The sequence below is a fragment of the Streptomyces sp. NPDC028991 genome (assembly GCF_055564775.1).
This window is the reverse complement of record NZ_JBVHVP010000025.1, coordinates 19,610-42,836: the sequence shown is the minus strand read 5'-3', so window position 1 is coordinate 42,836 and position 23,227 is coordinate 19,610. Positions and strand designations below refer to the sequence as shown.

The following is a 23,227-nucleotide window of genomic DNA, read 5'->3' as shown; positions in this document are numbered from 1 at the left end:
TTCGGAGGAATACCTGATGACGTCCCTTTCCGCGAATTTCCGCTCGCCGCACTGCACTCCGGTACTGCTTTTCGTCAACACCTGTGGAAGCTTTCTGGTCCTGGTGAGCCTTTCCACGCACGTGGGGTCGGCCACCGGGTCGGGGCTGCTGGCCGGGGCCGTGCTGAGTGCGCCGTGGCTGCCCGCGCTGCTGCTGGCCGGCCCGCTCAACCGGCTGCTCGCGCGGCACGCTCCGCAGCGCCTCGTCCGGCTGGCCGAGGCGACGAGCCTGGTGCTGACGGCGGCCGCCCTCCTCGCGCCGGGGCGCTCGCTGCTCGCGGTCGCCGTCGTGCTGCTCCTGGGCCGCGGGTACTTCGAGGCGGTGACCCGCGCGGCCACGGCGGTCGTCCTGCGCGACACGGTCCCGCCGGACCGGCTGGACCGGGCCAACACCGTCGCGGAGATAGGCAAGCTGACCGGGCTCAGCGTCGGTGCCGCGCTGGCGGGTCCGGCCGCGTCCGCCCTGTCGCTGCGGGGACTGCTCGCGGTGAACGCGGCGACGCTGGTGGTCTCCGCGCTGCTCGCCTGGGCGCTGCCGGCGGCTTCGAAGCCGGCCTGCGCGGGCACCCCGGACGGAGCCCGGGCCGCGGCACCCGCGCGCCCGCGCGTCGACGACCCGGTGCTGCGCAGACTGTTCGCCCGTTTCCTGCTGGTGTCCTTCTGGCAGGGCTTCCACACGGTGGCCGTCACCGTCGTCCCGGTCCAGTTGCTCGGCGGCGGCACCCGCCTGGTGGGCGTGTTCGTCGCCGTCTCCTCGGTGGCCCTGTTCGCCGGTTCCCTCGCCGCCCTGCCGGCCCAGCGGTACCTCGACCGGGTGCCCTCGGCCGCGTGGGCCGTGCTCCCCATGCCGCCCCTGCTGGCGGCGATGCTGGCCGGCGGCACGGCCCCCACGCTCGCGCTGTACGCGCTCTTCCTGGTCCTGTTCGAGATGGCCTACGTCCACTACAACAACCGGCTGCTGGCCACGGCCTCCGACGCGCAACTGCCGTCGGTGGTGACGTTCCGGGCCACCCTGCTCCCCTCCGGCGTGGCGGTCTCCATCCTGGTGACGGGCGCGCTCTGCGACCTGGTGGGCCCGCTGGCCACCGCCTTCGCCGTCGCCGCGGTCACCCTCCTGGTCACCGCCTCGACCGGCACCGCACGGCACGCACGGAGAAGACACATGCAGGACGCGTGATCAGGATGGGCTGGGGCTGGAGGGCCGCGAGGTGCGGCCCTCGCCCCGATTCCCGTCCGTGATCCCCGACGTCAAGGAAGTGCCATCGTGCGGGTCCTCATCGTGCCGTTCCCGTGGAAGACGCATGTGTTCAACCTGGTACCGCTGGCGTGGTCGCTCCAGACCGCCGGACATGAGGTGCGGGTGGCCGGCTGGCCCGACCTGCTCGACGCCGTCACCGGAGCGGGGCTGACGGGCCTGGGTGTCGGGCCCGGGGAGACACCGGAGGTACGCAGGAGGCGGGACCGGCGTCAGGCCTCGGACCGCGCCGCGGCCGCGCGCCGAGCCCCGCAGGACGGGCCGGGTCTGGAACCGCTGTTCGACATCCGGCCGGACCGCGAGCGGCTGAGCTGGGAACAGGTCTCCAGGGTCGTCGACGACCTGGTGCTGCCCCAGGCACGGCGGTCGAACGACCCGATGATGGAGGACCTGGTCGCCGCCGCCCGCGCGTGGCAGCCGGATCTGGTGCTCTGGGGCGCGAAGGCGTTCGCGGGGGCGGTGGCCGCCGCCGCGGTCGGCGCGGCACACGCCAGGGTGCTGTACTCCGTCGACGTCTACACCCGCCTGCGTGCGGACTTCCTGCACGCCAAGGCCCTGCAGCCGCCGGAACGGCGCGTCGACAACCTGCGCGACTGGCTGGCGGGCTGGGCCGGGAGGTACGGCGTGGAGTTCTCCGAGGAACTGGTCAACGGGCAGTTCACCGTCGCCCCGCTCCCCGAGTCGTTCCGTCCCGATGTCCGGCCGGCCACGCTCCCGGTGCAGTTCGTCCCCTACAACGGCCCGGCCGTCGTGCCCGAATGGCTGGCCCGGCCGCCGCGGGCACCGCGCGTCCTGATGACCTTCGGCGACTCGGTCGACGACGGGCCGGTACGGCTGCCGCTGCCCGTCGAACGCATCCAGCAGATCCTCGACTCGGTGGCCGGCCTGGAGGTGGAACTGGTCCTGGCCCTGCCGCCGCACTCGCGGAACGAGCTGCGCGAGGTGCCGGCCAACACCCGCCTGGTGGAGTCCGTTCCCCTGGCCGAGGCGCTGCCGACCTGCTCGGCCGTGGTGCACCACGGCGGAACCTGGTCCTTCGGCTGCGCCCTGCGGCACGGCGTGCCCCAGTTGCTGATCGGGCGGGCCTTCGACGCTCCGCTGAAGTTCCGCTGCCTGGAGCGTGCGGGCGCGGGCCTGGCCATGACTCCCGCGCAGGCGGACGGGCCCGCGGTCCGTGCCGCACTCGTCCGCCTGCTCCAGGACGCGACCCTGCGCGCGAACGCCCGGCGGCTGCGGGAGGAGACGCTGGCGATGCCCACGCCCAACGAACTGGCGCACACCCTGCGGGACGTGGTCGCCGCCCACCGCAAGCGGGCGGCACCCGTCCCGCACTGACCCGCGGACCACGGCCGACGGGCCCCGCACGGTGATCGTGCGGGGCCCGTCCGGTGCGGGGTCAGGACGCGGGGACCGGGTCCGGTGACGCCTTGCAGACGGCGTCGACTCCGTGGCGGGAGGCGGGGCGGGTGCCGTCCCTCAGGAAGTCACCGACGTACTCGTTGAGGCAGACGTTGTTGTTCGCCGACAGCGCCGCGCCGACGTTGTGGCCGCCCCTCTCCAGGACCAGCCGGGAGTTCGGGAACAGCGCGTGCGTCTCGACGGCGCCGGCGGTGCCGTGCGCGGTGTCGTACTGCGGCTGCACCAGCAGGACGTCCACCTCGTCGTTGCCGACCTCGCGCGGCTCGCTCCTGGCGGGCTCCGGCCAGAAGGCGCAAGGAGCGTTGTACCAGGCGTTGGTCCAGGTCAGGAAACGGTTACCGGCGTCGTACTGGCGGGTGTGGGCGCGGTGCCACCGCTTCCAGTCCCGCGGCCAGGGGCCGTCCAGGCAGTTGACCGCGTTGGTCATCGCGTGCCGGTTCTGGTGGGGGAAGCCCGGCGGCGAGTAGCCGGCCCGCAGCGAGGACGGGTCCTCGTTCACCACCCAGTCGGAGAGTATCCGCGCGCGGGACAGCCAGGTCCAGTCGCGGTAGACGACCGGTTCGAAGACGTCCGCCCACTCGGACGGGCCGATCCTGCCGTCGACCGGCGCGGCGCGGAGCGCGTCCTGTCCCGCGTAGTAGTTCGCCTCGACCTCGGCCGCGGTGGTGCCCAGGTGGTAGACGGCGTCGTACTTGGCGACCCAGGCGAAGAAGATCTCGGCGTTCCGCTCGGACGTCACGTTCTTGCGGAGGCTGTTGCGGAAGCCCACCGTGCTGGGACGCACCACGCTGTCCAGCACCATCCGGTCCACGCGGCCGGGGAACATCGTGCCGTACACCGAGCCGAGGTAGGTGCCCCAGTCGGTGCCGAAGTAGGTGATCTTCTCCTGGCCGAGCGCGACGCGCATCCGGTCGAGGTCGCGCGCGGCCTCCTCGGTGCCGAGGTGTTCGAGCACGTCACCGTACTTGTCGCCGCAGCTCTCGGCGTACGCGCGGGCCCGCTCCGTCCATTCCCGCTCGGCGGCGGGCGTGGCCGGCACCGGGTCGGGCTGGGCGTGCCCGGGGTCGAGGTACTCGTTGTCGCAGACGACGGCCGGCTCGCTGGCGCCGACGCCGCGCGGGTCGAAGCCGATCCAGTCGTAGGCGTCACCGACGTCCTTCGCCAGCCCGGTGGTGCCCTGGGCGTACCGGGTGGGCAGGTCCCGGCCGATGCCGCCGGGCCACTGGCCGCGGTTGAGCACGACGACGCCCTTGTACTCGCTGTCGGGGACGGTGTGCTCGGCCCGGGTCAGCGCCAGGCTGATCTGCCTGCCCTCCGGGTCGTCGTAGTCGAGCGGCACCTGCACCGTGCCGCACTCCAGGCCCTTGAGCATGTCGCCGAGGACCGGGTCCCCGCCCGGGCACGGCGCCCAGGCCACACTGCCGGCGGCCGGCCCGGACGACGACTCGTCCGCCACCGCGACCGGGGCGACGGCCGAGCCCACCAGGCCGGTGGCGATCACTGTCGAGACCAACGCAAGTCTTCTCACAATTCCCCTCCAGAATTCAGCGCGCTGGCAGCGTGGCACCGGCCTGTCGGCTCACGGTCAAGAACGCCTGGAAAACCACTCGAGGCGGTATGCGCGAAGATGCAGCGGATTCGCGGACCTCCCTAGCATGGGGCTACGAAATCCCAACCCCCCGGGAGTGAAAATGGCTGACTCGGCCATCCAGGGAATCAAGACCGTGCTGCATCCCGTGGCGGACGTGGCGGCGGCCAAGAAGCTGTACACCGCCCTGTTCGGCATCGAGCCGCAGACCGACTCGGAGTACTACGTCGGCTTCGACGTCGCGGGCCAGCACGTCGGGCTGGTGCCGGCGGGGGCGCAGGACGCGCAGGTCGCCTACTGGCACGTGGCCGACATCGAGGCGAAGCTGGCCGAGGTGACCGCCGCGGGAGCCACGGTGACCAGCCCGGCCAAGGAGGTCGGCGGCGGCCGTCGGGTGGCCACCTTCACCGACCTGGACGGCAACGTCCTCGGACTGCTGCAGGACGGCTGACGCCTCCCGCGCCACCGGCCGCCCCCGGAGCTCTTCGAGTCCGTCTCGATCGGGTTTCGAGGGCGGCCGTTCAGCCTCACCGGACGGGGACGCCCGTCACGAGTCCCCTCGTCGAAAGGGGAGAAGGACATGCTTCGAGCGTCGTATTCCGACTGCGGTGACCGCGGTGTGGTCTCATGAGAATTCTCGTCACAGGCGGCGCCGGATTCATCGGCTCGCATTACGTACGGACCATGCTCGACGGCGGTTATCCGGATTTCGAGGACGCGCACGTCACGGTTCTGGACGAGCTGACCTACGCGGGAAACCGTGACAACCTGCCCGCCACGCACCCGCGGCTCACCTTCGTGCGCGGGAGCATCCTCGACCGGGACCTGCTCGCAAGCGTGCTGCGCGGTCATGACGCGGTGGTCCACTTCGCGGCCGAGAGCCACGTCGACCGCTCCATAGCCGGCGGCGCGGTGTTCGTCCGCACCAACGTGGAAGGCACCCAGGCGCTGCTCGAGGCCTGCCTCGCGGCCGGTGTCGAGCGGGTGGTGCACATATCGACGGACGAGGTGTACGGCTCCATCGAGGAGGGCGTGTGGACCGAGGAGTCCCCCCTCCTTCCCAACTCGCCCTACGCCGCGTCCAAGGCGGCCTCCGACCTGGTGGCCCTGTCGTACGTCCGCACCCACCGGCTGAACCTCTCGGTCACCCGCTGCTCCAACAACTACGGCCCCTACCAGCACCCCGAGAAGTTCATTCCGCTCGCCGTCACCAACCTGCTCGAGGGGCGCCCCATCCCCGTCTACGGGGACGGCGGCCAGGTCCGCGAGTGGCTGCACGTGGACGACCACTGCCGGGCGGTGCACCGGGTCCTCACCAAGGGCCGGGCGGGCGAGGTCTACAACATCGGGGCCGGCACGGCGGTGCCGAACCTCACGCTGGCCCACCGGATCGCCGAGCTGTGCGGAGTGGAACCGGACATGATCCGGCATGTCACCGACCGCAAGGCCCACGACCGGCGCTACGCCCTCGACCAGGGCAAGATCGAGTGCGAGCTGGGCCACCGGCCGCTCACCGCCTTCGACGCGGGCCTGGCCGAGACCGTCGCGTGGTACCGGGACAACCCCCGCTGGTGGAAGCCGGTCAAGGAGAGCGGTGGTCGGCCGTGAGCGCGTCGGCCGTGCTGGTGCCCCGCTCCCGGGCGGGCACCGCCGAGCGGCTCGCGCGGTCCGCCGCGACGGCCGCGGGGGCGCACATCGCGACCTCCGAGGTGCCCGACTGGCTGGACCGGCACCGCAGGGCGGCCGGGACGGTGGTCCGCCGGATCCCCTTCGCCGAGCTCGGCCACTGGTCGTTCGCCGCGGACACCGGCGACCTGCGGCACAGCAGCGGGCGGTTCTTCACCATCGAGGGACTGCACGTCACCCGGCCCGGGGCCGATTGGCAGCAGCCGATCATCGTGCAGCCGGAGATCGGCATCCTCGGCATCCTCGCCAAGGAGTTCGACGGGGTCCTCCACTTCCTCATGCAGGCGAAGATGGAGCCGGGCAATCCCAACCTGGTGCAGCTCTCCCCCACCGTGCAGGCCACCCGCAGCAACTACACCAAGGCGCACGGCGGGACGGAGGTGAAGTACCTGGAGCACTTCCTCGCCCCCGAGCACGACCGGGTGCTCACGGACGTCCTGCAGTCCGAGCACGGCGCCTGGTTCTACCGCAAGCGCAACCGCAACATGATCGTCGAGGTGGACGGCGACGTACCGGTCGACGACACGTTCCGCTGGCTCACCCTCGGGCAGATCCTCGAACTGCTGGGGCGCGACAACGTCGTGAACATGGACGCGCGCACCGTCCTGGCGAGCGCTCCGGCGGTCCCGGACGGGACGAGGGCGCTGTCGTCCGACTCCGGTCTGCTGACCTGGTTCACGGGGGAGCGGGCCCGGCACGACGTCCACGCCCGTCGCATGCCGCTGCGCGAGATCGCCGGATGGCGGACCGGCGAGGACTCCGTCAGCCGGGACGACGGCAGGTTCTTCCGGGTGGTGGCGGTGTCGGTCGAGGGCGCCGGGCGTGAGGTCGCGGGCTGGAGCCAGCCGATCATCGAGCCGGTGGACACCGGGGTCGTCGCTTTCGCCTACCGGGTGTTCGACGGGGTGCCGCACGTCCTCGCGCACGCGCGGGTGGAGGGCGGCTTCCTCGACACCGTCGAGCTGGCGCCGACCGTGCAGTGCGCCCCGTCGAACTACGCCCCGCTGCCGGCGGAGCACCGCCCGCCCTTCCTCGACGCGATCGCGAACGCCTCCCCCGACCGCGTCCGGTACTCGACGGTCCACTCCGAGGAGGGCGGCCGGTTCCTCAACGCCGAGAGCCGCTATCTGATCGTGGAGACCGACGAGGCGACGACGCCCCGCCAACCGCCCCCGGGATACCTGTGGGTCACACCGGGCCAGCTGAACTGGCTCGCCGGGCACAGTCGTTACGTCAACGTGCAGGCCAGGACGCTGCTCGCCGTCCTCGGTACGGTCACGGGGGGCGACGGCGCCGGCTGAGCCGGGTGTGTCCGCGACGACTTCGGGCCCTGACCGGCGGCTCATCGCCGGTCAGGGCCCGAAGTCGTCGCGGGTTACTGCGCCGGGGTGAGCCGGCTGGTCATCGGGGTCCACGTCTTCGGGTTGATCCGCCAGTCCACCGGCTCCTGCTTGGTGGCGACGTTGACCCGGTTCCAGAGGTTGACCAGGCCGATGTGCATGACGACGGCGGCGAGCTGCACCTCGCTCCAGTGCCGCGCGGCCTCCTCCCACACCTCGTCCGACACGGGGTCCTCGCGGTCGTTGATGCGCGTGGCGGCCTCGGCCAGCGCCAGCACGGAGCGCTCGGCGTCGGTGAAGCAGGTCTGCTCCCGCCAGGTCTCCACCACCGGCAGACGGTGGTCCTCCTCCCCCGCCTCCTCGAACTCCCGCTGCTTGCGCGGCAGTTCGACCGTACGTCCGTTGATCTGGCTCACCCTCAGATGGACGAGCACGAGCGTCTGCAGCGGCACACCGACGCTGTTGACGGCCTTGACCAGCGCGCGCATGGGCGGAAGAACGTCGGGAACCACCAACGAGGGGTTGGGCATACGCGGCGACATGATTCTCCTTCGCATGGGGATCGAAAACAGTTTGCTCATGGGGGGCGCCTTTCTCAATTACTCAGGATTTCGGCGACCGGTTGATTATTCGCACGCCCGGCTGCTCCCGCGAGCGCTTGGTGAAGTCGTTTGTCGGCCGTTTGCCCGGACTCCCACTGCACACCGATCGCGAAGGGATGGTCCGTGACTTCGATGACCTCGACGGTCCCGTCCTCGGCCCAACCGGTGGCGCTGAGGCCGTCGCCGAGCCGGTCCACCGCCTGGTGGTGGTGGCAGGCCGTGACGGGTTCGGCCTCGTCGAGGATGCCGGCGATCCGGCTGCCGGGCCGCACCTTCAGCGGGCGGCGGCCGAGAGTGAAGGACGGCGTTTGCGGACGGTGGCCGTCGTGGCCCGTGACGTCCGCCAGGTGCTGGTGGAGGGTGCCCCCGTGCAGCACGTTGAGCAGCTGCATGCCACGGCAGATGGCCAGTACCGGTACCTTCGCGTCGAGCGCCCTTCCGACCAGGGCGAGTTCGACGCGGTCGGCGTCCGGGTCCATCGCCCGGGTCGCCGGATGGGCGTCCGCGCCGTAGAGCGACGGGTCCAGGTCGGGGCCGCCCGGGACCAGCAGTCCGTCGAGGCGGCCGGCCAGGCCCTCGGCTCCGGGCAGCAGCGGGAGCAGCAGGGGCGTACAGCCCGCCTCGGACAGGAAGGCCACGTGCGCCTGGAGCGCCAGGGAGACGACCAGGTCGCTGCCCTGGAGGGTGACGGGTGCCGTCCGGGCGCAGATCCCGACCACCGGCCGCCGTCCTGCGCGCACCGGCCCGTTCGCGTCTGAATTCATGACCAACCTCGTGGTTTCCGGGTTCAACTGAGGAAAGTCAGCAGATGAAACACGGGCTTCCCCAGACAGTCGGAGCTGTCAAAGTATCTGCGCCGTGATGGCCGGGCCATCGTTCACGGCCACTCCAGACTGCGACTACTGAACAGATAGCGATCCTGCTATCACAGGTGGCCGGGGAGTTTTTCTGCCCCAGCGAAACTCTCGCAGGCCATTCAACCGAGGTGACCATGATCGAGGCCAAGAACCTCACGAAACGCTACGGCGACAAGACCGCCGTGAACGACCTGTCGTTCACGGTCGAGCCCGGCCGGGTCACCGGCTTCCTGGGCCCCAACGGCGCAGGCAAGTCCACCACGATGCGCCTCCTGCTGGGGCTCGACAGGCCCGACGCCGGCGAGGCCACCGTCAACGGTGTGCCCTACCGCGACCTGTCCCGGCCCCTGCGGGTGGTCGGGGCGCTGCTCGAGGCACGCGCGATCCACACCGGGCGCAGCGCCTACGACCACCTGCTCTGCCTCGCGCAGACCCAGGGCCTCGGCAGGCGCCGGGTCGAGGAGGTCATCGAGCAGGTGGGGCTGACCTCGGTCGCCCGCAAGCGCGCGGGCGGTTTCTCGCTCGGCATGGGCCAGCGGCTCGGCATCGCCGCCGCGCTGCTCGGCGACCCCGCGGCGCTGGTCCTGGACGAGCCGGTCAACGGGCTCGACCCCGAGGGCATCCTGTGGATCCGGAACCTGATGAAGTCGCTCGCGGCGGAGGGCCGGGCCGTCTTCGTCTCCAGCCACCTGATGAACGAGATGGCCGTGACCGCCGACCACCTCATCGTCATCGGACGCGGCAGGCTGGTCGCCGACTGCTCCACTCAGGAGTTCATCGAGCGCAGCACGGAGCAGTCGGTCCTGGTCCGCACGCCCGACGGGACGAAGCTCGCCGCACTGCTGCGGGGCAAGGGCGCCACCGTCACCACCACCGACGAGGGGGACCTGGACGTCACCGGGCTGGAGGCCGCGCGCATCGCCGAACTCGCCGCCGCCGACGGCCTGGTGCTGCACGAGCTGTCGACCCGACGCGGCTCCCTCGAGGACGCCTTCATGGAACTGACCAAGGACGCCGTCGAGTACGACGCCGGCGTGCCCACCGCCGGAGGTGTGAAGTGACCGCCACGTCCGTGCCCACCCGCGCGTCCGCGTCGACCGCGCAGGACCGCGCGCCGGGCTTCGCGAGCCTGATGCTCTCGGAGTGGACCAAGATCCGCTCCGTCCGGTCCACCGTCTGGTCGCTCGCCGTCCTGGTCGTGCTCACCCTGGTGTGCACCGCGCTGTTCATGCAGATGGGCATCGCGAACTGGGACAAGACCGATCCGTCCCAGCAGGCCGAGATGAGGATGGACCCGACGGGCACCATCCTGGGCAGCGGCATCCTGCTCAGCCAGCTCGCGGTCTGCGTGCTGGGTGTGATGGCGATCGCCTCCGAGTACTCCACCGGCATGATCCGTGCCAGCCTCCTCGCGGTGCCCCGGCGGGTGCCCGTGCTGGCGGCCAAGGGCACGGTGTTCGGGCTGCTGGTCCTGGTGGTGGGCGAGGTGACGGCGTTCGGCTCCTTCTTCATCGGCGCGCCGATCCTCGACGGCAAGGCGCCGGTCGCGATCGGCGACCCCGGCGTCCTGCGGGCCGTCGCGGGCTGCGGGCTCTACCTGGCCCTGCTCGGCCTGTTCGCCCTGGCCATCGGCGCGATCATCCGGCACACGGCGGGGAGCATCACCGTCGTCGTCGGATTCGTCCTGGTGATCACCCCGATGGCGGGCCTGCTGCCCGGCAGCGTCGGCGAGCACGTGCACGCCTACCTTCCGACCGAGGCGGGCTTCGTGATCACCCAACAGCACGCACGCGCGGGTGATCTGCTGGGACCGTGGGAGGGCATCGGCGTCCTCGCGCTCTGGACGGCCGCCCTGCTGGCAGTCGCGGCGGTGCAGCTGCGGCGCCGCGACGCCTGATCCCCCGTGGGTGCCCGCCGGTTCGGCGGGCACCCGCGGCTCGGTGTTTCCAGGCGACGTCGACCTGCTCTCCACTGCGGCTGGAGACCCTCCTGCGACCCTCGTCGGCAGCGGCAGCAGAGAGGGAGTTACAGGAATGGCTCAGAGCAATGCGCAAGCTGTCTCGATAACGAGTGCATTCGGTCCTGTCCGATTGGAGGGCGTCGGAGCGTCGGCGTACCGAGAATTCGACCTGAGCAATTTCGATAAACTGCCGGCGCGCGAGGTTCCCGTCGCCGCGCTCGCTCCCGGCGTTTCCCTGCGCCAGGGCGGCACGGACGCCGCTCATGTCCGGCTGCTCGTCGACGCGGCGGACTCGGCGGGGCTTCCCCCGATCCTCGTCCAGGTGGACGGCTGCCGGGTCATCGACGGGCTGCACCGCCTGGAGGCCGCCCGGCTCATGGGCGACGACAGCATCAGGGCCCGCTTCCTCGACTGCTCCAACTCCGAGGCGCTCGTCATCGCCATGCAGGCCAACGGCTCGCACGGCCTGCCGCTGTCGAAGGCGGACCGCGTCGCCGGCGCCCAGCGGGTCCTCGGCTCCCACCCCGACTGGTCCGACCGCGCCATCGCCGGCGTCACCGGCCTGAGCGCGAAGACGGTCGCGTCGCTGCGCGAGCGGTCGGCGATCGCGGCGCCGCTGGGCGGCAAGCGCGTCGGTCAGGACGGCAGGCGGCGCCCGGTGGACGCGGGCGAGGGCAGGCGGCGGGCCGCCGAGTACATCGCCGCCCACCCGAACGCCCCGCTGCGCCAGGTCGCCAGGGCGACCGACGTGTCGCTGGGCACGGTGCACGACGTCAGCGCGCGGCTCCGGCGCGGGGAGGGGCCCGAGCGCAGCGGGCGCCAGACGTATGCCGCGCGCCCGCAGCACGTGCGTCCGGTGCCGTGCGTGCCGCCGCTCGACGATCCGCAGGAGCCGGCCGAGGCGGTCGCCGACGGCGTTCACCGGGCACCGCTGCGGGTGGCCGGGCAGGTCGAGGCAGCCCCGCCGCAGCGCAGGAACCACACCGACACCCCGCCCACTTGGGCGACGGTGGCAGCCAAGATGGCCACCGACCCCGCCATTCGCTACACCGCCGGCGGCCGGGAGCTGCTGCGCTGGATGCAGACCCACGCCACCGAGCCCGGCGAGGACTGGCGGCGGCTCGTCGACGCCGTCCCGCCGCACTGGCTCGGCGTCATCGCCCCGATCGCCGAGCACATCGGCAAGGAGTGGTTCCTGCTCGCCGAACGGCTGAAGGCCCGGCAGGAGCTGTGCCGCAACCCGTCGCCCTCAGGGTCCTGAGCGCACCGGCGCGGCGGACACCACCCGCAGCCGGCCGGCCGCCTGCGGCTCCGTGGCCGCGGCGGCGCATCCGGGGTGCGGCACGACGGTCTCCGGTGGCCGGAGACGGGGCAGGGCGAGCAGGACCGGCGGATCGGCCGGGCGTGCCGGGCGCAGCCGCACCGCCGCGCTGGTGACGGTGTTCGCGGTGACGGTCACGGTCGCTGTGCCGTGGTTGCCGACCAGCGGCGTCCGGTCGGCCCGCGCGTCGTGACCGGTACCGGCGGCCACCGCCACCGCGAGCAGGTGCCACTCCCCCTCGGGCACGTTCTGCAGGGAGTAGCACGACGGCCGGTCGCTCGGCACGTCGATGACGGCCGCGGCGACAGCCGGATACTGGACGACGGGCGTGGCGAAGGCGCCGAGATACACCCGTGCGTTGCCGTGCCCCTCCGGCAGCCGGACCGTTCCCGCGACCGCGCCGAGGTCCGGCCGCGGTCCCGGGTCCGGCCCCGGCGGCGTCTGCTCCATCTCGCGGCACAGCCTGCGGAACCGGCCGGGAGACAGCCCGACGCCGGCCGTGAAGGAGTCGGTGAACGAACCCAGGCTGCTGTACCCGACCGCGACGGAGACCTCGGCGATACTCAGCGAAGAACGGTCGATCAGCCGCTTGGCCTCGTGAATGCGCACCGCGGCGAGAAATCTCCCGGGGCTCAGCCCCGTCTCGTCCTTGAATACGCGCGAGAAATGGAAACGGCTGAGCCGGGCCCTTTCGGCGATGTCGGAGACGGTCAGCGGATCGCCGAAACGCTCGCGAATGCAGTCGACCGCCCTTTCCACTGCTGCGTCCATAGCCACCTCACCACGTGTCGGTCCACTCGACAGGGTGGCTCGTGAGCATCGCGGTCCGCTCGAGCCTCGCTCGGGATCCGGTACAGGCCCCTCCGGAAGGGGTCAGGAACGGAGAAGCCCGCCCGACGGGGCCGCGGTTAGCGTGCGGTCCATGGACCTCACCCTGCATACGAGTTCCCTGCCGCACGACGATCCGGACGCCGCTGTGGCCTTCTACCGGGACGTCCTCGGCTTCGAAGTCCGCAAGGACGTGGGGCGGGGCAGGACCCGCTGGATCACGGTCGGTCCCGTCGGCCGGCCGGACACCTCCCTGCTCCTGGCCCCGGCGGCCGCCGACACCTCGATCACCGACGCGGAGCGCAGCACCGTCCTCGAGATGATGGCCAAGGGCACCTACGGCTGGATCGTGCTCGCCACTCGGGACCTCGACACCGCCTTCGCCCGGGTGCTGGCCGCCGACGCCGAGGTCGTCCAGGAGCCGTTCCGCCATCCGTACGGTGTCCGCGACTGCGCGTTCCGCGATCCCGCGGGCAACCTGGTCCGTATCCGGGAACTGCCGTCCGACGCCGGCTGAGAGGGGTCCGTCATGTGCCACCCGGGGTGGAGGCAGGCGATGATCGCCGCGCAGCGTCTGCTCGACCTCGCGCACGTGCGACGCGTGCGCGACCGCATCGACCGGGAACCCACGCGGCCGCTGGACCTCGAGGCGCTCGCCCGCGAGGCGGGCATACCGTCCGGTCGGCTCGCCTCGCGGTTCCGGGACGCCTACGGCCTGTCGCCGTACGCCTACCTGACGGTGCGCCGCGTGGAGCGTGCGATGGAGATGCTGCGGCACGGCGACCACAGCCCGGCCGACCTCGGCCTCGCGGTCGGCTGCCCGTCCACGGCCGTCCTCGTCACCCGTTTCACCGAACTGGTCGGCATGCCGCCCGAGGTCTACCGGCGCCGCGCGGCAGCCGGGTCCGCCGGGCTGCCCTGGTGGGTGACGGCACCGGTGCCGTCATCGAGCAGGATCGAAGAAGCCGCGGAGAGCGCACCGGGGCTAGCGTGATCGCCATGACCTCCCTCGCATCCGTCACCCTGGAGGTGGCCGACCTCACGGCCGCCGACCGCTTCTACACCGCCGCCTTCGGGCTGGGCTCGCAGGTACGTCTGCGGGCCTGCGACGAGCCGACGACCGGCTTCCGCGGCTTCACGATGTCGATCACGGTGTCCCAGCCGGCCGACGTCGACAGCTTCATCGGCTCCGCCCTCGACGCGGGTGCCACGACCCTGAAGCCGGCCTCGAAGTCCCTGTGGGGCTACGGCGGCGTCGTCCAGGCGCCGGACGGCACGATCTGGAAGATGGCCACCTCGGCGAAGAAGAACACCGGTCCCGCCACCCGGAAGATCGACGACCTCGTACTCCTGCTGGGAGCCGAGGACGTCAAGGCGAGCAAGCACTTCTACGTCGAGCGGGGTCTGACCGTGGCGAAGAGCTTCGGCGGCAAGTACGTCGAGTTCGCCTCCGACGGCTCCGGGTCCGTCAAGCTGGCGCTGTACAAGCGCCGGGGCCTGGCCAAGGACGTCGGCGTGCCCGAGGAGGGCAGCGGTTCGCACCGCATCGTGCTCGGCGGCACCACCGGTGCCTTCACCGACCCGGACGGTTTCGCCTGGGAGCCCGCGCCGGTGACGTCCGCGTCCGCCTAAGAGGTGCGGCGGGACGCGGGCGAGCCCACCGGGCGGTGCCGGTCGCGGGCACCGCGCGGTGGGCTCGAACCCTCGGGTGGGGTCGTCTCAGCCGAAGGAGATGCCGGTGCCGATCGGACCGGTGCCCTCCTGGTAGGCGACCAGCTGGCACTGCTCGGCGGCGCAGTCCACGGTCACGGTGGAGCCCGTGCCGGTGCTCCAGTCGGTGGCCGTGAACTGCTTGCGCACGGTGTAGGCGGTGCTGAAGCTGCCGTCGGCGCCGACGGTGGCCGTGGCCAGCGTGTCGGTGCAGGTGGTGTTCTCCCGGCACTGCGACACGGCGACCTCGGAGCCGGCCGGGAAGCCGGTGCCGGACACGGTGACGGACTGGCCGTCGGCCAGGCCGCTGCCGGGCGAGGCGGTCACCGCCGGGGCCGCGGAGGCCGGGGCCGCGGCGAAGGCGAGGGCGGCGACGGCGGCGGCGCCCAGCAGGCCGGACTTGGTCAGACGCGAGCGGATCTGCATGTTCGTCTCCCCAATTGGTGCGGTAAGCGGAACGGCGCGCTCTGGTGATCACGCCTCACTCAGAGTCGGCCGGAACGCATGAGACCGGCTTGAGAACCGCTCGAACTCCCGCCGACCACCGCTAGGGATTCCCCAGCATGAAGCCCACGCCCCGCACCGTCACGATCCAGCCGCTGTCGCCCAGCTTGCCGCGCAGGCTGCTGACGTGGGTGTCGACGGTGCGCCGGGACCAGGAGTCGCCCCAGACCTGCTGGAGGAGCTGCTTGCGCGGGATGACCGTGTCGGGGTGCGAGGCGAGCAGGCACAGGAGGTCGAACTCCTTGCGGGTCAGGGCGACTTCCTCGTCCCCGACCAGGACCTCGCGGGAGCCCACGTCGATGTGCAGGCGGCCGTGCCGGATCTCGCGGGCGGCGGCGGGCTGCCACTCGGCCCGGCGCATCACGGCCTCGATCCGGGCCATCAGCTCCCGCAGGCCGTACGGCTTGGCCACGTAGTCGTCGGCGCCCGCCTGGAGGCCGAGGACGCAGTCCAGTTCGGAGGCGCGGGCGGTGACGATGATGACGGGCACCCGGCTGACGGCCCGCAGCGCACGGCAGACCTCCAGGCCGTCCAGGTCGGGCAGTTCGAGGTCGAGGAGGACCAGATCGGCGTCCTCGTGGGCGCTCAGCGCGTCTCCGCCGCGCCGTACGCCGAGGGCCTCGTGACCGTGCCGGCGCAATTGGGTGACCAGGGAGTCGGCGCAGGCGGCGTCGGCGTCGACGACGAGAACGCGACGCCCGGAGGGCATCGAGACGGCCGCGCCGTGGCCGGTGGCGGCCGGCTCGCGCTCCTGGGCGGTCCGTGGGACGGCCGGAGCGGCGCCGGTGTGCGGGCGGGTGTCGAGCAGGGCCTGTGCCGATGTCTGGGACATGCCTCCCCCGGGGGTCCGGTGCGGTGCGTGCGGCCGTGGGGCGGCACGACGCGGACCACCCGTGGCGCCGCGGACGCGTGAGCCCGCCCCGACCGTGAATCTAGGCAAGCGCGGTGGAGCCCCGGTACAGCCCTGCTGACCCGGTGGAGGCGGGTGCTACGGGTTGCGCACCCAGGCCGACGCGTGGCGCGTGAACCCGATGTGCGGGTAGTAGTCGACGGCCGCGGGCGCGGACAGGAGCACGAGCTTGGCGGCCGGGGCCGCGTCCCTCGTGGCGTCGATCAGGGCGCGGCCGACACCGGAACGCTGACGGTCCCGGACGACGGCGATGTCCGAGACGTAGGTGACGTAGGAGAAGTCCGACACCGCGCGGACGATGCCGATGAGCGTCCCGTCCTCGTCTCGGGCGACGAGCACCAGGTTGGCGTTCTCGACCATGGCCGCGAACCGCTCGCGGTCGGCGACCGGGCGACGTTCGCCGAGTCCGGAGGCGTGGTAGACGCCGAGGACCTCGTCCAGGTCGAGCGCGGCGCCCTCGACGCGGTCAGTCTTCCAGCTCATGCAGCTTCTCCAATCGGGTGCGGATCACATCGTGGTGGGCGAGGAAACGCTCGGGACCGAGACCCGCCACGTCGATGCCCTGCTTGGCCAGGGACGCGCCGAAGTGCTCGCCCGTCGCCAGGGTGTGGTTGGCCGCGGCCTGCACGCCGCGGTAGGCGCGCTCGCGCTCCATGCCGCTGCCGAGCAGGTCGGCGAGGACCGAGGAGCTGTGGACGAGCCCGTCGGTCTGGTCGATGTGCGCGCGCATCCGTTCGGTGTCGACGGTGAGCGAGGCCACCAGGTCGGCGGCCTTCGTCACCTGGAAGTGGCCGACGCAGAGGCTGTCGGGCAGGATCACCCGTTCCACGGACTGGTGGGCGAGGTCGCGTTCGTGCCACAGCGCCACGTTCTCCAGGGCCGTGTCGGCGTAGCCGCGCAGCAGGCGGGCGAGGCCGCACAGCCGTTCACTCGTGGTGGGGTTGCGCTTGTGGGGCATGGCGCTGGAGCCCTGGTAGGCGCCGGTGCGCGCCTCCTCCACCTCGCGGACCTCGGTGCGCTGCAACAACCGCAGCTCCAGGGCGATCTGTTCCACGCAGGCGCCCAGCGTGGCCACGGCCTGCAGGAGCTGGGCGTGGCGGTCACGGGCGACGACCTGGCTGGGCGCGGGTTCGGCGGCCAGGCCCAGCGAGGCGAGGACGTGCTCCTCGACGCGCGGGTCGATCAGCGCGTAGGTGCCCACGGAACCCGACACGGTGCCGACGGCCACGGCCTCGCGGGCGGCGGCGAGCCGGCGCAGCGACCGGTCCACGGCGAAGGCGTGCCCGGCGAGTTTGTGCCCGAAGGTGGTGGGCTCGGCGTGCACCCCGTGGGTGCGGCCCACCATCGCGGTGTCCCAGTGCTCCAGGGCCCGTGCGGTCAGCACCCGGCGCAGTCGCCGGGCGGCGCCGGTGAGCAGGTCGGTGGCCCGGGTCAGGGTGTGGCCGAGCGCGGTGTCGACGAGGTCGTAGCTGGTCATGCCGTGGTGCACCCAGCGCGCCGAGGACTCGGGAAGGTCCTCGCAGTAGGCGGCGAGGAAGGAGAGCACCTCGTGGTCGCGTTCCCGCTCGATCTCGGCGACCCGCTCCGGCTCCGGCACGCGGGCGCGGCGCATGTCCTCGACCACCTCCCGCGGCACGCGGCCCAGGGCGGCCTGCGCCTCGGAGGCGAGGATCTCCACCCGCACCCAGGTGGCGTAGCGGAACCGGTCGGAGAAGAGGTGGGCCATCTCGGGCAGCGTGTAACGGGGAATCATGCGACGCCTTCGTCAGGGGGCCGGTCGGGACGGGAACGGCGGAGCAGGGGCGGAGGTCAGTAGACGCCGAAGTACTCGCGCTGCTCCCACTCGGTGACCTGTCCGGGCGTGGGCGCGGTCTGCCGGCACCAGGCGTCGAAGCGGCGCAGTTCGCTCTCCTTCAGCTTGGCGAGGCAGGCCGCGAGCGGCTCGCCGAGCAGCCGGGCGGCCCGGCCGGCGCGGAAGGCGTCCAGGGCCTCGCGCAGCCGCTGCGGTACGAGGCCGGCGTCACCCGGCCCCGCGGCCTCGGTGACGTCCACGGGCGCGGCCGGCGCCGCGATGCCCTCGAGACCCGCGAACAGCTGGGCGGCGATGGCGAGGTACGGGTTGGCGCACGGCTCACCGATCCGGTTCTCGATGTGCGCCCCGGCGCCGTGCCCGACGACGCGGAGCATCGCGCTGCGGTCCTCCTGGCTCCAGCCGAGCCGCGTGGGCGCCAGGGTGTGCTCGGCGGCGAGCCGCCGGTAGCCGTTGACGGTGGGCACCGAGAGCAGGAACAGCTCGCGCGCCCAGGTCAGCAGCCCCTCCGCGTACGCCTTGCCGTGCGGGGACAGCCCTCCGGAGGGACCCTCGGTACCGAAGAGGTTGCCGCCCGAGGCGAGGTCGGTGACCGACTGGTTGAGGTGCCAGCCACTGGGGTCGGCGGCGTCCAGGAGCGGCTGCGACATGAAGGAGGCGTGGTGCCCGCGCCGGGCACACCAGCTCTTGGTGACCGTACGGAAGAGCAGCATCGCGTCGGCGGTGTCCAGCGCGGACATCGGACTGAACGTCGTCTCGACCTGGCCGGGCCCCGACTCGTGCTCCATCGACCTCAGCGGCAGCCCCAGGGCGAGCAGGTGCAGGGCGAGCGGATCGGTGAGCGGAGCGACGGTGTCGTAGTAGGCGTCGAGGTTGAACTGGTAGCCGGCGTTCAGGGCGGACACCCGCGGCGCCCCGCCCTGCAGTCCGAAGCCGTTGCCGGTGTTGCCGGGGACGTCGTCGAGGCGCCGGGTGAGGTACCACTCGACCTCGAGACCGAGGACGGGGGCGAGGTCCCGCTCGGTGTAGCGGTCGACGACGCGTCGCAGCACGGCTCGGGACGAGAGCGGATGCGGGCTGCCGTCGCGCAGGTACTCGTCGCCGATGACCCACGCGGTGCGCGCGTCGCCTCCCGGCAGCGGGTGGAAGGTGAGCGGATCGGGGACCAGGACGAAGTTCCCGGCGCCGGCGATCTCGTCGACGCCGATGCCGTGGTCGCCGAGGAAGTCGACGGCGACGGCGTGCCCGGTGTCGAAGACGAACGGCCCGGGACTGAAGTTCATGCCGTTGCGCAGCACGGTGCGGAACGCCTCGGCGGTGAGCGTCTTGGAGCGGGCCAGACCGTGCGGGTCGCCGAAGACGAGGCGCACGAAGTCGAGGTCGGCGAGGCTCGCCTCGACCCGCTCGGCGGCGACGGTCCGGGCCTCGTCCCACAGCCCGTGATCGGCCACGAACGAGGGCTGCCCGACACTGCCCTCCGCTGCGGGCGAGGACCATGACCTGGCGTACATGGGGACGTCCTTTCCACGGGCGTGAGTCATCGGGCGATCGCGGGTTCCAGCACGCGGGCACCCGGCGGCACCGGCGTGCCGAGGTCGGCCTCCAGGCGCCCGGCGAGCTGGACGACCAGGTCGTCGGCGCCGACGGGCCCGACCAGTTGCACACCCACCGGCAGACCGGCGCGGGTGAGACCGGCGGGCAGCGACAGGGCCGGCTGGCCGGTCATGTTGAAGGGGTACGAGGCGGGTGCCCAGGCCAGCCACTGCAGGTCCCGGGCGTCGGCCGCCCAGGGCGGACCGACGGCGTCGGCGGCGAACGGCTCGACGGGAACGGTGACCATGGCGAGGACGTCGTAACGGTCCATGACCGTGCGCAGGGTGGCGCGCAGGTTCTGGCGGACCTCCTCGGCACGGATCACGTCGGCGCCGCCGAGGGTGCGCCCGTGCCGGATCACCTCCAGACGGCCGGGGTCGGCCCGCTCGTCGTCCTCGGGGCGGGCCCCGGCCGCCTCCGAGGCGGCGAGGAGGTCGACGAGCGCGGGATACAGGTGGGTGCAGCGCACCTCGACGTCCTCGACCAGGTGCCCCTGGCCCGACAGGGCCAGGCGGGCCTGCGCGGTGACGCGCCGGACGTCGCCGGCGGTGCCGTCGTACTCGATCCAGCCGATCCGCAGCGCCCGTGCGGTGCGTGGCGCGTCGAGGGAGCCGAGGCCGGAGTCGGGGTCGGCCGGGTGCGGGCCCGCCATGACCTCCGCGAGCAGCGCGGCGTCGGCGACGGTGCGGGCGAGGGGGCCCTGGTGGGCGAGCCGGTCGGCGCTGTTGGGCACGTACGGGATGCGGCCGAGGGACGGCTTGTAGCCGACGACGCCGCAGAACGCCGCCGGTATCCGGATCGACCCGGACCCGTCGGTGCCGAGGGCGGCGTCGCACAGGCCCGTGGCCACCGCCGCCGCGGCGCCGCCGCTGGAGCCGCCCGCGGTCAGGCGAGGATCGTAGGGGTTGCGGGTGGGCGGGGCGACGCGGCTGACCGTCGAGGCGCTCCAGCCGTACTCGGAGGTGGCGGTCTTGCCGACGACGACGGCTCCGGCGGCACGCAGCCGGGCGACCGCGGGCGCGTCCTCGCGGGGCCGGTCGTTGGGCAGCAGCGAGCCGCGTCCGGTGGCCAGGTGGCGGGTCTGCAGCAGGTCCTTCACGGAGACGGTGACCCCGAGCAGCGGCATGGTGCGCCAGGCATCGGCGCCCAGTTCCCGGATGCGGGCGTCCGCGCGCCGTGCCGCGCGCAGTGCCTCCTCGCCCGCGACGGCCACGTACGCGTCGAGCGTGTCGCGCTCTCGCGCCGCGTTCAGGACGGCCGTGGTGTGTTCGACGGCGGACAGCTCGCCCCGCCGCAGGAGTTCCCTGGTGTGGCTGACGCCGCGGGCGGTCATCGGTTCTCCTTTCACGACGCTCGGCGGACCTGGCCGGCCGCGGACGCCGCGGTTGCCCGGCCGGTGACGGCGTTCCAGTGCCAGCCGGCGTCGAACGCGGTGACCTCGAGGTCCGTCCCGGCCGCGACGAGCCCGGCGGCCAGCGAGGTGGCGCGGGCGATGAACCCCGACACCCGGTGGGCGGCGAGCAGGTCCTGCTCGCCGAACGGGTCCCCGGCACAGCGCAGCAGTCTGAGGTCCATGAAGCCGTCGAAGCGGCGGCCGTCGACCTCGACGGGCTGCGGGGAGCGCAGCGAGAAGCGCACGTTGTTGCTGACATGCCCGTGGTGGTGCTGGTCGGAGAAGAACGCGACGTCCGGGACGACGGGCGGCACGAAGTGGTCGCGGGCCGCCACCTCGGGCACCGGCGGCAGATTGCCGGCGACGAAGTGCCAGGAGTTGTACTGCATGCGCGAGGACATCGCCCAGGCGGCGTCGGCGAGTGCGGCCTCGGAACCGCCGAAGTGGGCGGCGGCCCCCGGCCGCGGCACCACGCAGCAGAAGAAGTGCGTGATGTCCCAGTCGCAGATCTCCGCCCAGCTCTCGCCGCGCAGCGCCCGCACGAGGCCGGGCAGCGAGCGCATGCCGCGGCTCATCGCGAAGTCGGCGCCGAAGGCGTCGACCGTGGCGGCCACGGTCTCGTGGACCACGGACTCCAGGCCGGTACCGAAGGAGCCGTGCGGTTCGGCGAGCCAGCCGGGTGCCGCGGCCAGGTCGCGGCCGAGTTCGGCGAGCGTGCCGCCGGCCAGCGGCAGCCTCGTGCGCAGGCGTTCGACGACGGCGTCCTCGCGGGCCCTGGCGACGGGGCCGGGGGCGGCGGCCACCCGCTCCACCTTGTGCATCAGGGCCCCGTGGATCTCCCGGTACAGCTGGGCGTGCCGGCCCGTCTCCCGGCGGCGCTCACGCAGCGCGACGGCCAGCCGGTCCAGGTCGGCGACGCGCCGCGAGGCCGCGGCGGGCACGGGTTCGAGTCCGGCCACGGTGCTGTAGGCGCGACGCACCCGCTCCAGCGTGTACGCGACATGGTCGACGGTCAGCTGGGTGCCGTTGGCCTCCTCGACCCGGCCGAAGCCGGCCGAGTGGATGAGCAGGGTCAGGCAGACGACGAGCTGGACGTCCTGGTCCGACCACAGGTCGAGCGGGAGGTCCCGCAGCGCGCTGAGCGCGCAGTCGGGGTGACCGGGCCACAGGGTCTTGCCGGTCAGTGTGTTCTGGCCCCGGAAGTTCGTGTACTGCGTGTCCTCCTGGTGGAGGACGAACGGGGCGGTGCGCAGGGCCGCCTCCGTGGCCTGGGCGATCAACGCGGCCCGGCCCTCGGGGCCCTGCTCGGCCAGCCAGGAGCGGCAGTCGGCGACGCTGTCGGCACTCCGCCGCCGGGCCCGGCCGAGTTCCCGCCGGTAGGCGGCGAGAGCGGCGCGGTCGTACGGCACGCGGAGCACTCCACCGACCAGGTCGCGGGGGTCGAGGGGGCGGGCGCCGGGGGTGCGCAGAGCGATGCGGCCGTGCGTGGTGAGCCCGATCTCGCCGGGGAAGGCGGGAGGCCCGGACGGGCCGGGGGCCGGCCGCGCGGGCTCCGCCGCCCCGGTCCCCGGCGCGCCGGTCCGGGTCCCCGGTGCGTCGGTGAGGCCGTCGCCCAGGTCGTCCGGGTCGCGCCAGCTCAGGCCGAACAGCGCGACGAGGGCCGCCTGTTCCGCACGGTTCAGGGCCCGCAACTGGATGTCGCCGGGGACGTGTCCGTCGAGGGTGAGCAGGACGTCGAGTGCGGCTCGCGGGTCCCCGGCCTCGGTCGCCCGCCGCCAGACGCGCCGCAGCAGCCCGGGGAACCCCGCGTCGGGGTCACCCACGCGGTCCGGCTTCGCCGTGCTGCCCGCGGGGGTGCCGAGCCGGCTGGGACGGCGGCTGATCCGCTTCCTCGCGTTGGCGGCGCGGCGGGACTCCTGGCGCCCTGCGGGCTCCTTCATGCGGCCCTCTCGGCGGTGAGCTCGACGTGGTTCCACATCGCGTCGTCGGTCGGGGACCAGTCCTCGTCGACGTAGATGCAGTCGACCGGGCACTCGAGCACGCAGGCGGGGCAGCCCGAGCACAGCTCCGGGACGATCACCACGTCGAGGCCCCGGTCGAAGATCGCGCCGAACTCCGCGGGACAACCGCGCAGGCAGCTGTCGCAGGTGATGCACTCGGACGCCTCGATGCGTCGCGGGGGCTTCTTCCAGTTGCCGGCGCGGGAGCGTCCGGCGATGCGATCGGCGCGCTCCGACAGCGCGGCGGACGAAGCAAGCTTCTTCACGGGAACGGCCCCCTCCGGGACTCTGCTCGGCCAAGCCGAGCCGGACGGTCCCGATCGTCACCGGGCTGCCTCGACTGCCCCCTGAGCGCGGGTGGGGACCAACTGGAGGGGCGCGGCGCCCGCTCGAGTCGGCTGCGAGCGCGGCC

The 23,227-nt window shown here is 72.8% G+C and carries 23 protein-coding genes; 11 read left to right on the top strand and 12 right to left on the bottom strand.

All coding sequences use genetic code 11. The annotated features are described in order from the left end of the window. Window positions 1–16 precede the first annotated feature (16 nt). Both ACZ4V1_RS31055 and ACZ4V1_RS31050 read left to right on the top strand, forming a co-directional pair. Window positions 17–1,216, top strand: a complete 1,200-nt coding sequence (locus ACZ4V1_RS31055) for an MFS transporter (protein WP_468342798.1) — start codon at window positions 17–19, stop codon at window positions 1,214–1,216. Window positions 1,217–1,303: 87 nt separating this feature from the next. After that, a complete protein-coding gene (locus ACZ4V1_RS31050; protein ID WP_468342795.1) occupies window positions 1,304–2,629 on the top strand; it encodes a nucleotide disphospho-sugar-binding domain-containing protein in 1,326 nt (441 codons plus the stop codon). A 61-nt stretch (window positions 2,630–2,690) separates the two neighbouring features. Here ACZ4V1_RS31050 and ACZ4V1_RS31045 read toward each other — a convergent pair whose 3' ends face one another. Next, window positions 2,691–4,226 carry an alpha/beta fold hydrolase gene (locus ACZ4V1_RS31045; protein WP_468342792.1) on the bottom strand — a complete coding sequence of 512 codons (1,536 nt, stop codon included), beginning with the start codon at window positions 4,224–4,226 and terminating at the stop codon, window positions 2,691–2,693. Window positions 4,227–4,404: 178 nt separating this feature from the next. Between ACZ4V1_RS31045 and ACZ4V1_RS31040 the strand changes: the two genes are divergently transcribed. The 3 genes from ACZ4V1_RS31040 (at window position 4,405) to ACZ4V1_RS31030 (ending at window position 7,288) form a co-directional block, all read left to right on the top strand. Next, entirely contained in the window at window positions 4,405–4,752 is a 348-nt protein-coding gene (locus ACZ4V1_RS31040) for a VOC family protein (protein WP_468342789.1), read from the top strand. Window positions 4,753–4,928: 176 nt separating this feature from the next. Further along, complete coding sequence (rfbB, locus tag ACZ4V1_RS31035; protein WP_468342786.1) at window positions 4,929–5,909, top strand: dTDP-glucose 4,6-dehydratase; 981 nt, start codon at window positions 4,929–4,931, stop codon at window positions 5,907–5,909. Beyond that, complete coding sequence (locus tag ACZ4V1_RS31030; RefSeq protein ID WP_468342783.1) at window positions 5,906–7,288, top strand: NDP-hexose 2,3-dehydratase family protein; 1,383 nt, start codon at window positions 5,906–5,908, stop codon at window positions 7,286–7,288. Before rfbB ends, ACZ4V1_RS31030 begins: the two co-directional genes overlap by 4 nt. A gap of 74 nt (window positions 7,289–7,362) precedes the next feature. Here ACZ4V1_RS31030 and ACZ4V1_RS31025 read toward each other — a convergent pair whose 3' ends face one another. Beyond that, the gene (locus ACZ4V1_RS31025) at window positions 7,363–7,869 is read right to left on the bottom strand and encodes a carboxymuconolactone decarboxylase family protein (protein ID WP_468342780.1); all 507 of its coding nucleotides are present in this window, start codon (window positions 7,867–7,869) and stop codon (window positions 7,363–7,365) included. Window positions 7,870–7,922: 53 nt separating this feature from the next. After that, on the bottom strand, window positions 7,923–8,693 hold the full coding sequence (locus tag ACZ4V1_RS31020; protein WP_468342777.1) for a gamma-glutamyl-gamma-aminobutyrate hydrolase family protein: 771 nt from the start codon (window positions 8,691–8,693) through the stop codon (window positions 7,923–7,925). Between the two features lie 227 nt (window positions 8,694–8,920). On the opposite strand from ACZ4V1_RS31020, the gene ACZ4V1_RS31015 reads away from it, so the two are divergent. From ACZ4V1_RS31015 to ACZ4V1_RS31005, 3 genes are all read left to right on the top strand, one after another. Next, window positions 8,921–9,847 carry an ABC transporter ATP-binding protein gene (locus tag ACZ4V1_RS31015; protein WP_468342774.1) on the top strand — a complete coding sequence of 309 codons (927 nt, stop codon included), beginning with the start codon at window positions 8,921–8,923 and terminating at the stop codon, window positions 9,845–9,847. After that, a complete protein-coding gene (locus ACZ4V1_RS31010) occupies window positions 9,844–10,683 on the top strand; it encodes an ABC transporter permease (RefSeq protein WP_468342771.1) in 840 nt (279 codons plus the stop codon). Before ACZ4V1_RS31015 ends, ACZ4V1_RS31010 begins: the two co-directional genes overlap by 4 nt. Before the next feature lie 193 nt (window positions 10,684–10,876). Beyond that, the gene (locus tag ACZ4V1_RS31005) at window positions 10,877–12,007 is read left to right on the top strand and encodes a nuclease (RefSeq protein WP_468342768.1); all 1,131 of its coding nucleotides are present in this window, start codon (window positions 10,877–10,879) and stop codon (window positions 12,005–12,007) included. Here the strand turns inward: ACZ4V1_RS31005 and ACZ4V1_RS31000 are convergent. After that, window positions 11,996–12,838, bottom strand: a complete 843-nt coding sequence (locus ACZ4V1_RS31000; protein WP_468342765.1) for a helix-turn-helix domain-containing protein — start codon at window positions 12,836–12,838, stop codon at window positions 11,996–11,998. The genes ACZ4V1_RS31005 and ACZ4V1_RS31000 overlap by 12 nt on opposite strands. Before the next feature lie 151 nt (window positions 12,839–12,989). Between ACZ4V1_RS31000 and ACZ4V1_RS30995 the strand changes: the two genes are divergently transcribed. The 3 genes from ACZ4V1_RS30995 to ACZ4V1_RS30985 are packed head-to-tail and all read left to right on the top strand — an operon-like array spanning window position 12,990 to window position 14,527. Then, window positions 12,990–13,412, top strand: a complete 423-nt coding sequence (locus tag ACZ4V1_RS30995; RefSeq protein WP_468342762.1) for a VOC family protein — start codon at window positions 12,990–12,992, stop codon at window positions 13,410–13,412. Between the two features lie 39 nt (window positions 13,413–13,451). Continuing rightward, complete coding sequence (locus ACZ4V1_RS30990) at window positions 13,452–13,889, top strand: helix-turn-helix transcriptional regulator (protein ID WP_468342759.1); 438 nt, start codon at window positions 13,452–13,454, stop codon at window positions 13,887–13,889. A gap of 5 nt (window positions 13,890–13,894) precedes the next feature. Continuing rightward, window positions 13,895–14,527: a glyoxalase gene (locus ACZ4V1_RS30985; protein ID WP_468342756.1), complete on the top strand. Its 633-nt coding sequence runs from the start codon at window positions 13,895–13,897 to the stop codon at window positions 14,525–14,527. 87 nt (window positions 14,528–14,614) lie between these two features. Here ACZ4V1_RS30985 and ACZ4V1_RS30980 read toward each other — a convergent pair whose 3' ends face one another. The 8 genes from ACZ4V1_RS30980 to ACZ4V1_RS30945 all read right to left on the bottom strand — a co-directional run bounded on the left by ACZ4V1_RS30980 (window position 14,615) and on the right by ACZ4V1_RS30945 (window position 23,081). Then, a complete protein-coding gene (locus ACZ4V1_RS30980; RefSeq protein WP_468342753.1) occupies window positions 14,615–15,031 on the bottom strand; it encodes an enediyne antibiotic chromoprotein in 417 nt (138 codons plus the stop codon). 121 nt (window positions 15,032–15,152) lie between these two features. Continuing rightward, window positions 15,153–15,941: a response regulator transcription factor gene (locus tag ACZ4V1_RS30975; RefSeq protein WP_468342750.1), complete on the bottom strand. Its 789-nt coding sequence runs from the start codon at window positions 15,939–15,941 to the stop codon at window positions 15,153–15,155. A 156-nt stretch (window positions 15,942–16,097) separates the two neighbouring features. Further along, window positions 16,098–16,502, bottom strand: a complete 405-nt coding sequence (locus ACZ4V1_RS30970; RefSeq protein ID WP_468342747.1) for a GNAT family N-acetyltransferase — start codon at window positions 16,500–16,502, stop codon at window positions 16,098–16,100. Next, complete coding sequence (purB, locus tag ACZ4V1_RS30965) at window positions 16,486–17,772, bottom strand: adenylosuccinate lyase (protein WP_468342744.1); 1,287 nt, start codon at window positions 17,770–17,772, stop codon at window positions 16,486–16,488. Before purB ends, ACZ4V1_RS30970 begins: the two co-directional genes overlap by 17 nt. Before the next feature lie 56 nt (window positions 17,773–17,828). Then, entirely contained in the window at window positions 17,829–19,340 is a 1,512-nt protein-coding gene (locus tag ACZ4V1_RS30960; RefSeq protein WP_468342741.1) for a glutamine synthetase family protein, read from the bottom strand. Between the two features lie 26 nt (window positions 19,341–19,366). Then, window positions 19,367–20,755 (bottom strand): amidase, encoded by a 1,389-nt coding sequence (locus ACZ4V1_RS30955; protein ID WP_468342738.1) that lies wholly within the window; start codon window positions 20,753–20,755, stop codon window positions 19,367–19,369. 11 nt (window positions 20,756–20,766) lie between these two features. Next, the gene (locus tag ACZ4V1_RS30950) at window positions 20,767–22,755 is read right to left on the bottom strand and encodes a hypothetical protein (protein WP_468342735.1); all 1,989 of its coding nucleotides are present in this window, start codon (window positions 22,753–22,755) and stop codon (window positions 20,767–20,769) included. Continuing rightward, the gene (locus ACZ4V1_RS30945) at window positions 22,752–23,081 is read right to left on the bottom strand and encodes a 4Fe-4S dicluster domain-containing protein (protein ID WP_468342732.1); all 330 of its coding nucleotides are present in this window, start codon (window positions 23,079–23,081) and stop codon (window positions 22,752–22,754) included. The genes ACZ4V1_RS30950 and ACZ4V1_RS30945 overlap by 4 nt, the downstream gene beginning before the upstream one ends. Between the last annotated feature and the right edge of the window lie 146 nt (window positions 23,082–23,227).